Annotated in this window: 12 protein-coding genes; all 12 read left to right on the forward strand. The window is 64.2% G+C overall.

Annotated features, from left to right (window positions below):
• Positions 1 to 221: 221 nt before the first annotated feature.
• The 12 genes from ACWV14_RS37520 to ACWV14_RS37575 all read left to right on the forward strand — a co-directional run bounded on the left by ACWV14_RS37520 (position 222) and on the right by ACWV14_RS37575 (position 15,209).
• Positions 222 to 1,361 carry a hypothetical protein gene (locus tag ACWV14_RS37520; RefSeq protein ID WP_298706109.1) on the forward strand — a complete coding sequence of 380 codons (1,140 nt, stop codon included), beginning with the start codon at positions 222 to 224 and terminating at the stop codon, positions 1,359 to 1,361.
• On the forward strand, positions 1,327 to 2,397 hold the full coding sequence (locus ACWV14_RS37525) for a hypothetical protein (RefSeq protein WP_298706111.1): 1,071 nt from the start codon (positions 1,327 to 1,329) through the stop codon (positions 2,395 to 2,397). Before ACWV14_RS37520 ends, ACWV14_RS37525 begins: the two co-directional genes overlap by 35 nt.
• Before the next feature lie 7 nt (positions 2,398 to 2,404).
• Positions 2,405 to 3,106 (forward strand): hypothetical protein, encoded by a 702-nt coding sequence (locus ACWV14_RS37530; RefSeq protein WP_454909698.1) that lies wholly within the window; start codon positions 2,405 to 2,407, stop codon positions 3,104 to 3,106.
• A gap of 9 nt (positions 3,107 to 3,115) precedes the next feature.
• The gene (locus ACWV14_RS37535) at positions 3,116 to 3,652 is read left to right on the forward strand and encodes a hypothetical protein (protein ID WP_298706117.1); all 537 of its coding nucleotides are present in this window, start codon (positions 3,116 to 3,118) and stop codon (positions 3,650 to 3,652) included.
• Between the two features lie 269 nt (positions 3,653 to 3,921).
• Positions 3,922 to 6,378: a DotA/TraY family protein gene (locus tag ACWV14_RS37540; RefSeq protein WP_298706120.1), complete on the forward strand. Its 2,457-nt coding sequence runs from the start codon at positions 3,922 to 3,924 to the stop codon at positions 6,376 to 6,378.
• An 89-nt stretch (positions 6,379 to 6,467) separates the two neighbouring features.
• Entirely contained in the window at positions 6,468 to 7,073 is a 606-nt protein-coding gene (locus tag ACWV14_RS37545) for a hypothetical protein (protein WP_454912897.1), read from the forward strand.
• Positions 7,074 to 7,612: 539 nt separating this feature from the next.
• The gene (locus ACWV14_RS37550) at positions 7,613 to 8,110 is read left to right on the forward strand and encodes a toxin co-regulated pilus biosynthesis Q family protein (RefSeq protein WP_298706126.1); all 498 of its coding nucleotides are present in this window, start codon (positions 7,613 to 7,615) and stop codon (positions 8,108 to 8,110) included.
• 40 nt (positions 8,111 to 8,150) lie between these two features.
• Positions 8,151 to 9,725, forward strand: a complete 1,575-nt coding sequence (locus ACWV14_RS37555; protein WP_298706128.1) for a hypothetical protein — start codon at positions 8,151 to 8,153, stop codon at positions 9,723 to 9,725.
• A 40-nt stretch (positions 9,726 to 9,765) separates the two neighbouring features.
• Positions 9,766 to 11,199, forward strand: coding sequence for a type 4b pilus protein PilO2 (pilO2, locus tag ACWV14_RS37560; RefSeq protein WP_454912898.1), 1,434 nt, complete (start codon positions 9,766 to 9,768; stop codon positions 11,197 to 11,199).
• On the forward strand, positions 11,196 to 11,960 hold the full coding sequence (locus tag ACWV14_RS37565; RefSeq protein ID WP_454912899.1) for a hypothetical protein: 765 nt from the start codon (positions 11,196 to 11,198) through the stop codon (positions 11,958 to 11,960). Before pilO2 ends, ACWV14_RS37565 begins: the two co-directional genes overlap by 4 nt.
• Before the next feature lie 19 nt (positions 11,961 to 11,979).
• Positions 11,980 to 14,070 carry an ATPase, T2SS/T4P/T4SS family gene (locus ACWV14_RS37570; protein ID WP_454912900.1) on the forward strand — a complete coding sequence of 697 codons (2,091 nt, stop codon included), beginning with the start codon at positions 11,980 to 11,982 and terminating at the stop codon, positions 14,068 to 14,070.
• A 20-nt stretch (positions 14,071 to 14,090) separates the two neighbouring features.
• Positions 14,091 to 15,209: a hypothetical protein gene (locus ACWV14_RS37575; RefSeq protein ID WP_454912901.1), complete on the forward strand. Its 1,119-nt coding sequence runs from the start codon at positions 14,091 to 14,093 to the stop codon at positions 15,207 to 15,209.
• Positions 15,210 to 15,220: the final 11 nt, after the last annotated feature.

Consider the following 15,220-nt stretch of genomic DNA (forward strand, 5'->3'; position numbering starts at 1 on the left):
TGCGTCCGTGGCTATCATCATTTCCGGCGAGGGGCTAATACAATAGGATTACTTCGCTCTCAGGTACTTCTACGCGGGAAAGGAATCGGTGAAAGATTGCGCTTTGATACGGGAGCGGTCATTATTTCGTTCGTATTGCAGTAATTCCGTGGAAAAATGCCTTCGGACGAATACTGAACCGCTCGCGCATGAGCACCCGAGAACCTGAAAGGTCCCACCACATGACCGCCGCCGCCTCGACCGCCGCTTTTTCCGAGACACCGCTTGTGCGGGCGATGGGGCTCGATGCCTCGAGCGCCGCGGATCCCCAGCTGGTACACGGTGCGAATCTGGAATCGTCGAGCAAGCGCATCACGTTGGCCGATGCCGAGCGCGTCGCGATGCAGGCTGCAGAGCAGGCTTGGAAGATGTCGGGCGCGGCCATTCGGGCCTTCGTCACCATGCTGATGAACCTGTTGCGCTGGATGGCGCGGCCATTCAAGCCGACGCCTGGTGCTGATGCCGATGGGGCGCGTGGCGGCACTCGTGCCACTGGTAGCGCCCCCGCGGGCTCCAGCGCTCCCGCCGACGAGAACTCGATCCTCGATCCGAAGCTGGACAATTTGGCGGCTACGCCGGCCGCGGCGGGTTTCTCCGGGAAGATGGCGCCCCCGAGTGGCAACGCCCTGCGGTTCAAGCCCCAGGTGCCCGGAGACGTTGGCAAGTCAACGCTGCCTGTGACCGCTGAGGCGATCGCGGGAGCAGTGGAGCGCGTGAGCAAGGCCGTGCCCAACCTCGCTGAAGCCGATGCTGGTCACGTGACGCGGGTTGCCGCTGCGAGCGTGCTGGACGAACAGGCGGCCCAACTGATTGCCCTGCGTGCCAAGGCGATCGAGATCGGCGAGTCCATGCAGTCGGCTGCTGCCATCATTGCTGGCGCGCGCGGCTGGACCGTGGACCAGGCCATCGACCGGGCGCTTGCCGATTCCGAAGTGGGCGGTGACCCGGGCGATGCCGTGCGGCGCCTTTTTCGCGAGGGAGCGGCCGTGGAGTCGCAGGCGAACGAATGCCAGGCCGCGATCGAGAACTCGCTGAATGTCGCGCACGCCCAGGGCGTGGACATCGCCGCGCTGGTAGAAGGCACGAGGGTGTCCGAGGCCCTGCCGGGATGGCAGTCCAACTTCGACCTGAAGAAGTCGGCGCCCGACCAGCCGCCGGCGCCGAGCGCTGCCGAGTTGCGGTCGTTCGCCATCGTTGCTTCCTCACCGGAAGAGGGCGTCGATGCACCTGTCGTAGAACAGAAAGGAGAGCGCCTGAAGGGCTCTCTGAATTTGAGCATAGGAACTGATGAGCACCAAGAAGCAGAGCGCGCTGTCGCCTAAGAAATCAGCCGCCGCGAAGGCACCCACGCGCGTACGCGCCGCAAGCGGCAAGGTGCCCGCGAAGCGGACGAAAGCCCCATCGGCCGCGCCGGCCAAGGCGCGCGCGCTGTCCAGAGAAGCGCGAGAAGCGGCTGCCCGCCAGCTCAAGGAAGCGAAGCGCCTGGAGCGGCAGCAGGAGCAGGAACGCGCCGCGGCGCAGGCCAGGGCCGAGCGCGACGCCAAGGCCCGTGAACGGGTCGCGGCCCGCCTGGAGCGAGAAGCCGAGCGAGAACGCAAGAAGCAGGAGGCCCGCGAAAAGCGTGCCGCCGAGCGGGAGTTGCGCCGTGCCGCCAGGGCGGGACGCCCGCGCGCGCCGCGACCTGGCCTCCCGAAGATCAAGAAGGGCCGGATGCTGCAAGAGGTCGACATGCGCAAGGACTGGTCCGCACGCCCGCTCACTGGTCGCGACCTGGACGCGCTGGGCCGTCGCTTTCGCTTGAATTCGTCCGAATTCTCGTCGGCTCTTGGCCTTCAGAACCGCTTCCAGTTTGTCAGCCTGATCCGCACCGCCGCTGTGGTCCCGTTCGACGTCGAGATGTTGGCGCGGCTGTACGAAATGAGCCCGTCGCCAGCGCCCTGGGTCAGCTACTCCGCGGACCAGGCCTTCCAGACGCTGTACGGGCCGGCGCTCGAAGAATTCAGCGGCGACGAAGAAGACCTCGCGTACGCCCGCACGCTTTTTTACGCTCGTTTCACCGCGTCGCTGGACCGCTCCTCGTCGACCGCCTATCGCTGGGTGGAAGACGAAGGGAAGGCCCGGCTCGTGATTGCGCTGTTCCTGCGCAAGCTCATGTCGATGGACAAGCCACTGGAGACGCTCGAGAACCTGACCCGGTTGGTGCACAAGGTCCGAGAGGGCGATTTCGACTTGCGCGCCCCGTATCCGCAGCAAGGCGCACGTCTCACGCGGCGCGGCCGCGCCGCCAAGCTCAACCGTACTGCGAACAAGCAACACGGCAGTGGTCTGCCGATCGATCTGAAACCCCTGGTGCTGTGAGCTGCGCATGGTGAAAACAACAACTGCAATCAAGCGGACCGTGCTCGCCCCGAAGCCGGAGGGATCGCGGGGCAAGGCCACCGACGTGACCATCCTGCGGTCCTTTCAGTTCGCGACACGCGAGCCCGGAGCCCTCCATTTCCAGGACACACTCGTGACCATCGAGGGCCTGCCGATGCGAGATCGGCCGGAGGACCTGGCCTGGGGGGTGCACGGAAGCCGCGCGATCAACGATGCTAGCGTGCTCTACTCCCGCGCTGCGCTGGACCGGAGCAGGCTGCTCTACGAGATCGACCTGAGCCTGCGAGTGAGCCACCTGCGCCAGTCCACCACATCCGTGAGTGAGCAGATTGCGCGCGACTCGGGCCTGCTGGCCACAAGCCGCATGCGCTCGGACTACCAGAAGGAAGTACGCGATACCGTTCTGGGCTACATCGAACCGAAGGTGACGCCCGATGTCATGAAGCGGGTGACTGAGCTGGATCTGGACGCGCTGCTGATCCAGTTCCCGTCCGCTGTTTGGCGGTTCATGCGCGAGCGGGACTGGTTGCACGCCGTCATCCATCCGGCGCTGGTCCGGGTGGCCGACGCCAGTGGGCAGCAGCCAGCCGTCATGGCCCGGCTGCAGATCATTACCTTCCGCATCGACCCGCTGCGTATCGAGCACGCAACCGTGCGCCAGCTGCCCGATGTCCTTGTCACGATCTGAAAGGCGGCCATGATCGAGTTCGAGAATCTGAGCATCGAAGAGGCATTCCAGTGCACGCTGGTGATGTCTGTGGTGCGCGAAGCGATCCAGCTGCAGGCTGCGCCACGGTTGGGGTTCGCGCAGGCCTCCGCAGCGCGTCCCGAGGCGGGAAGCGAGCTCAAGTTCGCCTCCGATGAGTTGGACAATTTGCGCGAATGCTTGCTCGCCCACGTTGAGCGTCTGGGGCTGCTGGACCTGGCCGCGCCGTCGATGTGCGATATCTACCTGAATACTGTGGCGCGCAGCTTCCTGGAGGAGGCTGGCAATGCGGGTGTGTGTCACTCCGCCGGCGAGCCGGTCCACTGGATCACCGTCCTCGGCGATGTGTGCATGGTCCTCTTGGCCGACGAGAGCCGCCTCCAGGCAGTCGGGGCGCAGCACCTGGTCGAACTTGCTCACGAGGATGCGGTGCGCGAGGCCGCGGCCAGAGGCAAGCCTCACAACGCCCAGGCGCTGACGATCTACCGGGCGCGCGAGCTGTCCGGCCAGAACGAGACGCACGCATAGCGCCCGGCCTGCAGTAGCGGGCCGACCAAGACAACAGGCCGCGCTCCGGGAGGACGCGGCCTGTTGTCTTGCGCCTGCACGGAACTCGAACATTCCACCCTATTCCGCGACCCGACTGCTACCATCTGCAAGGGCGTCATTCGTTTGCAGAGCAATACCATTGCGGACGATAAAGATGCAAGGAATACTGTCATCCTCGGGCGAGACATTGCATGGGGGTGGCGACAGCCGGCATTGGGCCGGCGAAATGTTCGATTCAGGACCACATCATGCGTAACGCGCACGGCTACAACATGGCCCACGTTCACTCCGAGATCGGCGGCCGCGCCAGCGCGCGCAGCGGCACTTGGCGATCCGCCGGGTCAGCCGACTTGATCCGCCGCCTGGCCACGGCGGCGTTCCTGCTGCTGGCGGTCGGGGTGGCGCAGGCACAGAGCGGCGGTGCCAACGCGGGCAACCTGGTGCAGCCCTACCTGGACGCCACCAAACCGTCGGACATGTCCACGCAGGCCTTCACTGCGCTGCTCGGCCAGTTCTTCACGAACCCCTTCGCGGCGCTGGGCAGCGCGTCCACGCTGCTGGGTTCGATGTTCCTGGTGTTCAACACCTTCATCCTGGTGGCCGGCACGATCTGGGCGACCTACGGCATTGGCGTGGCCATCGTGCAGACGGCCCACGAGGGGCAGCTCATGGGCAAGCGCTTGTCGCAGGTTTGGCTGCCGATCCGCATGGTCACCGGCGTGGCCAGCTTGATCCCGGCGTTCGGCGGCTTCTCGCTCTCGCAGGCCGTCCTCGTCTTCGCCACCACAATCGGGATCGGCGCCGCCAACCTGGGCTACGAGGCCATGGTGCAGGGCACCAACAACCTGACCACGGTGGTTTCGCCATCCTTCGTTTCGCCCAAGGCGCAGGGCGGCTCCTCGCTCGAGGAAGCGGCCTTCACCCTTTTCCGTGCCCGTGTGTGTATGCAGGCCCAGAACGACTACGTGCGCCAGCAGCAGGCCCTGGGTGTGGACATGTCCGCGGATACGATCAGCGCCACCTCTCCGGCGGGTCTCACGGGCGTTCAGTACGGCAAGCCGGACAACCGCGCGTTCTGCGGCGGCATCAAGGTCACGGCCAATGCCGTGGAAGGCGGGCGCAACAGCAGCTCCGCAGTTGGCTACCGCGTGGCCTCGGTCAACTACGAGGGCATCGCGCGCGCGGTGCAGACGCGCGCCACCGGAAACTTCAACCAGTACGTGAACGGCATCGCCCAGCTTGCCGACGACTGGTACCGCAACTACCAGACCTACCAGACGACGGGTGGCCAGCGGCCCACCGTGCCGGTGCTGCAGCTCGAGGGACTCGCCACCTCGTACTACACCGCCATCCAGCCCGCGAGAGGCGAGGCTGATGCGAACGCGCAGGCCCTGTCCAGCCAGGCGGTGGAGTCGATGAAAAAGTTCGGCTGGTTTGGCGCGGGCTCCTGGTACGCCACGCTGGCCGAGGTGAACGCCGCGGTGGCGCAGGCTGCCCAGTCGGTGAACTTCGCGGCCATCCCGATGGCGATCAACAGCACCGCCGGAGGCTACAACTCGGAGCTGCAGAAGGCGCTGTCGGTGTTGGACTCAGCGACCGAGACCGCCTCGTCGGACGCGGCGAACGCCAACTCCGGGGCTTCAGAGTCTTCCTGGCAAGGCCTGTGCCGCATCGTTGCCGGCTCGATCACACCGCCAGGATACCGTCCGACCGGCAACTGCTCGCTGGGACAGACCTTCGCGATGGACCTGATCGACATGTCGACCGCTGGAGCTGGTGGAGCGACGTCAACCTCGGGCGGCGAGCTGCGCATGATCGACCCGATCATCGCGATGAAGAACATGGGCGACTACATGATGGTCGCCGCGGAATCGTTGTACGTCGCCTATTCGTACCTGAACGAGTTCACGGGCATTGGCGACAAGGACAAGGAAGACGGCGGCTTGCTGTCGACCGCGAAGAAGGCGGTTGGTGGAACGATGGGCAAGCTGCTGGCGCCGCTGAAGGGCCTCGTGACTCTCCTGCCGATGATTGTGGGTGGCATGTTCATCATCGGATTGATCATGAGTCTGTGGATTCCAATGATCCCCTTCGTGAACTGGTGGGGCGGCTTGGTGCAGTACCTCACCATCTTCTTCGAAGGCATCGCTGCGGGGCCGATCTGGGCTTTCGTGCACTTGGATGCGAACGGGGAGGGCATGGGGCAGAGAACGGAGACGGGTTACTTGTTCATCATCAACATGCTCTTCCGGCCCTTCTTGATGCTGCTTGGCTTCGTCGCCGCCGCGGCGTTGATGATGGTGATGGGTAGCTTCCTGTTCTGGCTTTACCCCTCGGTGATGTCGAACGTGCAGGGCAACTCGATCACGGGCATCTTCTCGGTCCTCGGCTTCCTGCTGATCTTCTGGATCCTGATGCACACGTTGGTCACCACGTTGAGCAACCTGTCGGTGATGCTGCCGGACCAGGCGCTTGCCTGGGCGGGCCGTGCGATTGGCGCGCAACTGGGCCGCGATGCTGAGCAGGGCACCCGCGGTCAATTCATGGCCTTCGGCCGCTTTGGCCAACAGGCCGCATCGGGGGCCATGGGGCCGTCGACTCCCGGACGAAGCAGCGCAGGGGGGCCTGGAACGCCACCTACCCCCCGCAATGGAGCGCCCGCCGTCGGGGTGCCCAAGCCACCTCGCACCGGGCGAGTCTCCTAAATCAACCTTGCGCGCTCCCAAGATGGCCCGGCATACTGAGCCATCTTGGGAGCGCGTGAGCGCGTTTTTGATCAAAAAGGAGTGCGCTCGTGGCTGGAATGGACGATTTCTATGCGGATGCTCAGCTGCAGAGGCAGCAACATCAGCACACCCGCGAGATGAACGCCCTTGCCGCGCAGTACCAGGCGGTCATAGACCAAGTCGCTGCCGAGCGGGATGGCGCCCTCCGAGAGTTGAAGGAGCTGCTCGCCGGAAATGCAGGTAACCTGGCTCTTCGCTACGCCTACGCGGAAGCGCTGGCCCAGATCGACCCCGAGCATCCATTGATCGTCGATCCAGGGATGCGTGACCGCATTGCCAAGCTTGCCAAGGAAACCATTCTGGCGACAAATGACTGGGACCAGGTTAGAGAGGTCGGCCGCACATTCAAAGTCCCGCCCAGCACTCTGGCTGTTGAACGTGACAAGCTGGTGCGCCAGTACGATACGGTCTCCGGTCAGAACGCCGGGAACCTCGCCTTGCGCTACTCCTTCGCTGTTGCCCTGGCCGAGGTCGCGCCGAACCATCCCCTGGTGAGAGATGCAGCGTTGCGCGATCGCATCGCGAAGCACGGCAGCGACACGATCTTCAAGACCCATGACTGGGACCAGGTCCGCGAGGTCGGGAAGACCTACAGCATCCCCAGCGGCGGCTAGCAACAGCCGTTGGCACGGGGCCGCTGCGCTCCCCCGTCCTTCCCCTTCCTTTTCCAGGGCTTCCTAACCCCTGAGCATCAGCGGCGAGCATCCTGGCCTCCACCCCGCTGCACTCCGGAGTGCCATCGTCAGGCCTGGCTCCCTCAAGACGCTGGCTGCGTAGCTCCACTCCCGTTCTGCGGCTGAGCCTTACACGCCCGCCCGATCGTCGCTCCCGCGCGGCCTGCGCGCCTGAGGGTGATCCGCAGCCAACCCCTCCAAGAAGCGAGATTTTCTCAGCTGCTGGTAACACGCAAAGCAAAGCTCCGTAGATAGCTACAACTGCGGATTTGCAAAAACGCATCGCGCTCGCAAGTCGTTTCCTTGCGATGCAGACTTTTGTCGTGCTGTAATCGCGACAGTTCAATTACGTTGCAAACCACTACCGGCGGAAAAGAATGGTCCAGTGAAAGAACGTTGCGTGTGGCGTATGCCATATCGCCTCGGTTAATCACCGGTTCATTCCTCCTGTCGCCCATTCACCTACTCGACCTGACCTCATGAACGCAAAGCTCTGCGCCCGCCGCGCCGCACTCCTGGCCATCGTCCTGGCTGCCCCCGCGGGCGCAGCCTGGGCAGGCTTCGTCGATAACCGACCAGCGCCGGCGGCGCCGGCTGTCACGGCACCCGCAGCAGCGGGTGCCAGTGCGAGTGCAACTCCCATGGGGCAGACCGCCGCTCCCGATGCAACGCCGCCGGCTGCCGAGCCAGTTGCGGGAACTTTCAAGGTGGTGCCTGGCAAGGAAGCGAACCTGCGCGAAGTGCTGGCGTCCTGGGCGAAGTTGGTGGGGTGGACGTATGACGTCGAGAGCTGGACCGTGCCCTATGACCTGCCAGTCCGCGGCTTCAAGGATTTCGGTAGCGACTTCAAGACGGCGGTGCGCGGAGTTCTCGTCGCGACGGATCTCACCGACATGCCCCTGCAGCCGTGCTTCTACTCGAACAAGGTCCTGCGCGTGGTTCCGAAGGCGGAGCTCTGCGACAAGAACCCTTCCTGATCGAACAGCGCCTCTCCCTCAGCCACGCACCCGAGATCACATGAAATACTTCCGCCTCGCATTCCTCCCGGCTATCGTCGCCACACTCGCCGGCTGCGCGTACCAGAAGTCGGTGCAAACCGACTTCGCCGCGGCGAATTCCGAGATTTCGGCACGCCGTCAGCCTTTGGTGGACCAGATCCGCAGCTCTGAAGCTGTTCGCTTCGCCGCCCAGGATGTCCAGAAGCCTTACATCGTGGGCAACACGGTGCCGATCGCGCGTGAGGTTCAGATGCCCGCGTCGCTGCGCAAGTCCGTGCCCGTCACGGCGAACTTCCAGCGCGGATCTGTCGATCTGACCACCGCCCTGAATCAGCTAGCGGAGGCCTCGGGGCTCATCATCACGGCCACCCCGGACGCCCTGCTTCCCCCGAGCGCCTTTGCGGCCAAGATGGCGATGAAGGAAGCGCCGATTCAGGGCCCGGCCCGGATCCAACTGCAGGCCTCGCGAGTGCCGCTGTGGCAGCTGCTCGATGACGTCGCCCGCCAGGCCGACGTCTCGTGGCGACCTGTGCCTTCGGGCGCGGAGTTCTATCGCGTCGAGACGAAGATCTTCAACCTCGCCGCGATCCCGCAGGTGGCGACCACCTCGGCGACGCTGGGCCGCAACGGCGGTCAGAACAATGCCTTCGAATCGCAGAGCAAGACGGGCTTCACCACCAAGGACCAGAACCTTATCTCGGGCATGAAGGACACGATCGACGCGCTCCTGAGCGTGAGCGGGAAGGCCGTGATCAGCCAGGAGAGCCAGACGTTGGTTGTGACCGACACCGCGCAGGCGTTGGCCCGCATCACCAAGTATGTCGAGGGCCAGAACAAGCTCATGTCGCGCCGCGTGCGCGTTCTCATCGAGTCTATCGAGGTGACGACCAAGGACGATAACGACTACGGCATGGATTGGGACCTGGTCTACAAGGCTGCCAACAGCGCCATCAAGGTGAGTTCACCCGCGTCCCTCGTTGCCTCTCAGGTGGGCAACACGAGCTGGAGCAGCACGAACGGCAAGATGTCGGGCTCCTCAGCGGTCATCCAGGCCCTGAACGAGGTGGGCACAGTGGTGAGCCATCGTTCCTTCCCGTTCACGACCACCTCTGGACGCCCGGTCACGCAGGCCATTCGCACGACCTTCAACTACGTGGACCAGGTGCAGGCGACTGCGGTCAGCTCCTCGATCATCAGCACCACGGCGCAGGCGCCAACGGTGTCCCAGAAGGAGGAGACCGTCGGCACGTTCGTGACGCTGGTGCCGACGGCCAAGGCCGACGGCACCATCTTCCTGTCGATCAGCTTCGACGTCACCAGCGCACAGCCGCTCAAGGCCTTCACCGTGGGCTCGGGCGACTCTGCCGTCACGGTACAGCAAAAGACCATCGATGGCACCGGCGTGATCCAGGAAGTGCCTGTGCGATCCGGCCAGACCGTTGTGATCGGCGGCATCGAGTCGGCCAGCAATTCGGTCACTAGCCGCCGCCTTGGCTCTGGCATCCCCTTGCTGGCAGGCGGGTCAGACCAAGGGCGCAACAGCAAGAGCCGCATGGTGCTGTTGGTGACTGCTGTGGCTGAAGAAGGCGTCTAAGCGAGCACCAAGGCGCTCTGCGCTCGGAACAGGAACACCCGTGGCTCTATTCAAGAAAAAGTCGAAGTCCGATCAGGGCGGCGCACGCGCAATGATGTCGGTGGTCGCTGACGAACAGGCTCAGAATGCAATCGCGTTCGGGGTTACATGGCGCGCGATCGCATCGCGCAATGCCAGCAAGGCCGATGCCGCCAAGGCGGCCCGCGCCGCTGGCGCAACGCACCTGATCACCTCGCTCACGCAGTTCGGTTTCGGCACGCTCGGCTCCGAGGCGCCGCGGGCAGTCACGCTCTATGCCGCTTCCCGCGTTGCGGCGCGCCAGCACGGCGGCGATGCCATCTACGCTCTCAAGCTGTTCGAGGGCGAGTATTGGTTTGCCGTTGTTCGAGGGGGGCAGCCGTCCGCCACGGACCGGATCATCGCTGCCGACAATGACGTCGAGCTCATCGAAGAGGTGCAGCGCGAGATCCAGAGCGGCGTCGATGAGGGCATGGCGTACACCGTCTACACGAACCTGGAAGACCCAGGCTTCCACGAGCCGCGCAGCCTCGATGCAGCCGATTTGCTGATGGCTGTGGGCAGCGAGGAAGATGTCCTGCAACTCTTGCCAAGCAACCGCAGGCAGATCCCCGTGCCAGTGATCGTCGTGGTCGTTGGTGCGGCACTCCTGGCGAGTGCGAACAAGGGCTGGGAGATCTACAAGGACAAGGAGCGTCAGCGGCTGCTGTTGCTCAACCGCGTCGTCGAAGAACCTCCCGAACAGGCGTGGGCCCGAGCTACGAAGGCTTGGGCCGATCTCCACCGTTCGCCGGACCCGCAAGGCCTGGCAGCCGCGCGCGTCTCGCTCGGCAAGGTCCCACTGGTCTGGGGGGGGTGGAAGCTGCAAAGCGCAATCTGCAGCGCGCAGGAACCCATTGCTGCAGCACCAGGCGCAGCCCCTGCGGCCGGCACGCAGGACCGGCGCTGGAGTTGTGTCGCGACCTACTTGCGCGGGGAGGCCGGCCGTCTCAATCGCGACATGAAGGACGACGTGCCCGCCGGCTGGTCGGTTCAGTACCGGGGCCTGGACACGATCATCGGGAACTGGAGCGTCACACAGGCCAGCCAGGGCTTCAACTTCGACAAACTTCGCGCGATCGACTACCACCAGGTGGAGACGGTCAGCCGACTCCAGCGGCTGCAGCCCGCCTTCTCGCAGGTCGGGGAACTGGTTTTCGCTCCGGTGGACATCACTCCGCCGCGCAAGGCCGACGGCACTGCCGTGCCTCCAGTTGCCTCCGCCCCCGTGGTGCGTGCAGCGTCGTTCTCGCTGAAGGCGCCGCTGCGCAGCGTGGACGCCCTGATCGACGCGGGCATCGAGGCCGACTGGCAGCAGATCTCCATCGCGGTCCAGACCAACGAGAACGCCAAGGCGGCCTTGAAGACGTCCGCCCTGGTAGCGGAGGTCAAGGGACAAATCTACGCCAAGCCGTGAGCAAGGTCGCCGAACTACCACCCAACCTGAAATCGATCATGCACATCCTGCGTTCCCATTACTACAAAGCGTCCGTTTTCGCCGTTCTCGCGGGCCTGGGACTTGCCCACTCGACGTTGGCTGCCGAGCCCGCGGGCGGATCCCTGGCGCTGGACCGAGCTCCCCAGTCCGCTGCGATGGCCGACAGCGTGGTGACGGTTGACTCGCTCGTGAAGACCGAGAACCGTCTTGCGTTGGCTCGCGCGGAAGAGCAGGCCGTCGCAGCCGGCTTGGCTACGCCGCCTTCCGCGAAGGCAACGAAGGCGAGCGGTCCGGTCGCTCCCCGCATGACGGTGCTCTCGATCTATGGCGTGGGTGAGAACCTTCGGGCCAACTTCACCCTGGACACCGATCTGTACGAGAACGTGCGTGCCGGAACGAAGGTCGGGGCCTGTGTGGTGCGCTCGATTCAGGACCGCACTGTGAAGCTCGGGTCCGCTGGGAAAAAGGGCGGCGCGTCGTTGCTCTGCCCGACCGGCGAGTGGACCGGATTGCCGGGCGTCCAGCAAATGGTGGAAACGATGAAGAGCGCGCGCGCTGCCGCAGCCATGCCCTCTCCTGCGGTGCCAATGCCTTTCAGTTCGGTGGGCCAGCCTCCCGCGGCATTCCAGCAGCGCCCGGGCCAGCCGATGTTGCAGTCGGCACCGGCTGCGCCACTGATCCCGCGCCAGACCGAAGCCGTGACCGACGCCCGCTTGGACCAGCCATCAGGCACCAACTGAGCGAATCGGATCACCACAGATGCTCTTCAGTGACTTGATCGCCAAGCTGTTCGGCAAGAAGAAGCCATTGCCGAAGGAAGTTGCGCGCGCCTCGGTGCGCACGGTTCTTGTGGGCAAGCCCGTCGCAGCTGCCGCCGCTGGCGCTCCCGCGCGCCGTGCGCAGGGGGGGGCTTCTGGCTCCGTAAATGCCGCGAACGGCCCGTCGAGCGAGCAGGCCCTCCACAGCACCTGGGGCGGCCTTCGATTCTCCCGTGCGGAAATCACGACAACGGATGACCTAGCCGAGATCGTGTTCGACAAGGTGATTAACGAGGACATGAACCTTGCGCCGCACCTGTTCTCGTCGGTCGCCATCGCGAGGGTCAATGCAACCGAAAAGCACGTTGTGCTGTTCGTGAACAAAGAAAAAGCCAAGCGGGAAGAGATCGAAGCAGTTCTGGTGCAGTTGCGGAAGAAGGGCTACACGCCAGTTGAATCGCAAATCCAGGGACATTTCGCCAGCACAAGCGTCGTCATGGCGCTCTCACAGGGCGACGTCACGTACTCGAGCCTGCAGTTCAAGCGCGGGGTGGCCCGGGACCCGGCGAGGAACGCGCTCATGAACGCGTTCACAGACGTGGTTTCGTGGGCCTACGCGAACAAGGCCGACGACATCGACTTCGCCGTCAATCGCGAGGCCGACAAGAGCCAGATCTGCTTCAAGATCGGTGGGCGCTACATCCGGCCGGATCGGTGGCTTCTTCCCACTGACACTTTGACCGCGATGCTCGGGATCGCCTGGCAGATGTCTGGAGGAGGTAACGGCCCTTCGTTCGACATGCGAATCGAACAGCAGGCCCTGGTCATGCTGCACCTTCCGCGCAGCAAGGATATTCCCGACGGTGCACGCGTACGCTTGCGCTGGAGCAGCATGGCCATCGACAAGGGCGCGGTGGTGACCACCCGGATTCAGCGGCTGGGTGAGTCGGCGACGGTGCGTTCGCCCGAAGCTGCCGGCTACCTGCGTAGCCAGATGAACATCATGACGCGCGTCATTCATTCGGAAGGCGGCATGGTGGTATTGGCCGGTGTTGTGGGCTCCGGCAAGTCGACGTCGCTCGTGCAGTTGATCGACATGCTGCCGTCGGACATCAAGATCCAGTCCTTCGAAGACCCGGTGGAGTTGGAGCTCAAGCGCGGTTACCAAAAGACGATCACACGCGATCTGGCCAAGGCCGGCGATGACAGCGCCTTTGTGGCTGGAACCCGGGCGCTCTACCGTTCGGCGCTGGACGTTTTCTACTTGGGTGAGATTCGCGACCGTGAGACGGGTCTGGTCGCGCGTCAGGTGGTGGAGTCGGGCCACAGCGTGTACACCACAACCCACGCCCGCTCCGGGCTCGGTATCGTGGATCGGTTCGCCTCGCCCGCAATCGCGATCAACCGCGACGTGCTGGCGACGCCCGGCATCCTGAAACTGCTGATGTACCAGGCGCTTCTGCCTACAAATTGCCCACACTGCGCCTTGTCGCCCGCGGACTATGCAAAGAACTTCTCGCTGCACGGCGACGAGCTCGAAAAGCACAACCGCTACTTCGAACGCATCGAACGCCTCTATGGTGCGGACCGAGGGGTGTATCGCCTTCGCAGTCACCATGGGTGTTCGCATTGCCAAAAGCCAGGGCTTCCCGAGCTGAACGGCTTTACAGGCCGCACAGTCGTCAGCGAAATGATCGAGCCAGATGAACAAATGCTCGAGTACATGGCGGCCGACGATGGCGCGCTCAAGCTGTACAAGTATTGGCGTTCGATGGCGAGCCCGCGCTTTGACGACGACAACCTCATCGGCAAGGACACGATGGAGTGCGCGATCTACAAAGCGATCCGCGGCACGACCGTGGGCGACAAGCAGGTTGGGCTGATCGACCCGCGCGAAATCGAGCCGCGCTTCATGAGCTTCGAGACGGTGGAGTTCAAGCGTGAGCAGGAACGAGCTGTCGCCGCTCGCCGCAACACCAACCAGGTGATGGTGCCCGATGGCTTCGCGGCCGTCGCCGCGAGCGCCAAGCCGCTGGCGACTGTGTCGTCGAACGGCGCCTCCGCGGTCGGCGCGGCCGGAACCACGCACTAACCCGGGCAGGCAGATATCCAATGGGCAAATCCAAGACCAACGTTCCGTTCGCAATCCGCCAGGCTGCGGCCAAGTTCCGAAGCCAGCGGGCGGACTATTACAGCTACATCGCGGACAAGATGGAAGGCGGGAAGGGCGACATCAAGATGCTCTCCCTCTTCGAGAAAGATGCGCAGCGCTACGGAAAGTCCCCGCGCGCCAAGCTGTCGCAATACTGGGCCGAGGCCTACGAGACCAATGGTGCGAACCTTGCGGCCGCGTGGGATGGCACCTTGCCCGACAGCGAGCTCGCGATCATCGAAGTGGCACAGGAAGCTGGCGCTGGCGCGTTGCTGGCGGCACTTCGTGACGTAGCCCGAGTGGCAAGGCTGACGGACCAGTTGCGCGGCGCCGTGATTTCCTCGCTGGCGGCCGGTGCGTTTGGTCTCCTTCTGGGCCTCGTGATGCTGACGGTCTTCCCGATGATCGCCGCCGCGAAGTTGCAGGAGATCTATTCGTTCATCCCTCTCGAAGAGTGGGGCCCCAGGGGCACCACCTTCAACAGGTGGGGCGCGAACGTGCGGGACTATGGCCTGTACGTTGTGCTCGTAGTCGGCGTTGTGCTGTTCGCCATCTACTGGAGCGTCGATAACTTGATCGGGCCGCTTCGTGAGTGGCTTGATGAGCATGTGGTGCTGTACCGCGTGGCGCGGGACGTCCGCGGCGCGCTGTTCCTGGCCACGATGTCGACGCTCACACGCAAGCGTGGGAACACGATGTTCACGCTCAGCGCTGCGCTGGCCACTTTTGCGCAATCTGTGCGCTCGCCATGGTTGCGCTGGCGTGTCGAGGAAGTCGCAGAGGGTGTGGCCCGCACTGGTGCGCTCGGCTCGGAGGCGTTCAACACGAAGCTGCTGTCCCAGGAGATGTACTGGTTCCTGGAGGACATGCAAGGGGCTCGCGGCTTCGCGGAAGGGTTCGAGGCAACCGGGCAGCACGTCGAGGAATCCATGCTGAAGCGCCTGCTCAAGCGGCTCACGATTTACCGCTGGGCGATGTTGCTCGCCGGCGTGGCCTGCGTGCTCTGCGTGATGGCCTATCAGGCCGGCGTGATCTACGAGATGAAGAACACCATGACCAACTTCTACAGCTCGCGTTGATGCAGGGAGCA

Source organism: Variovorax durovernensis (genome assembly GCF_977011995.1).

Excerpts from the sequence above, each read along its gene's own strand:
- ACWV14_RS37520 (WP_298706109.1), top strand. The coding sequence starts at position 222 with ATGACCGCCGCCGCCTCGACCGCCGCTTTTTCCGAGACACCGCTTGTG.
- ACWV14_RS37525 (WP_298706111.1), top strand. The coding sequence starts at position 1,327 with ATGAGCACCAAGAAGCAGAGCGCGCTGTCGCCTAAGAAATCAGCCGCC.
- ACWV14_RS37530 (WP_454909698.1), top strand. The coding sequence starts at position 2,405 with ATGGTGAAAACAACAACTGCAATCAAGCGGACCGTGCTCGCCCCGAAG.
- ACWV14_RS37535 (WP_298706117.1), top strand. The coding sequence starts at position 3,116 with ATGATCGAGTTCGAGAATCTGAGCATCGAAGAGGCATTCCAGTGCACG.
- ACWV14_RS37540 (WP_298706120.1), top strand. The coding sequence starts at position 3,922 with ATGCGTAACGCGCACGGCTACAACATGGCCCACGTTCACTCCGAGATC.
- ACWV14_RS37550 (WP_298706126.1), top strand. The coding sequence starts at position 7,613 with ATGAACGCAAAGCTCTGCGCCCGCCGCGCCGCACTCCTGGCCATCGTC.
- ACWV14_RS37555 (WP_298706128.1), top strand. The coding sequence starts at position 8,151 with ATGAAATACTTCCGCCTCGCATTCCTCCCGGCTATCGTCGCCACACTC.
- ACWV14_RS37570 (WP_454912900.1), top strand. The coding sequence starts at position 11,980 with ATGCTCTTCAGTGACTTGATCGCCAAGCTGTTCGGCAAGAAGAAGCCA.
- ACWV14_RS37575 (WP_454912901.1), top strand. The coding sequence starts at position 14,091 with ATGGGCAAATCCAAGACCAACGTTCCGTTCGCAATCCGCCAGGCTGCG.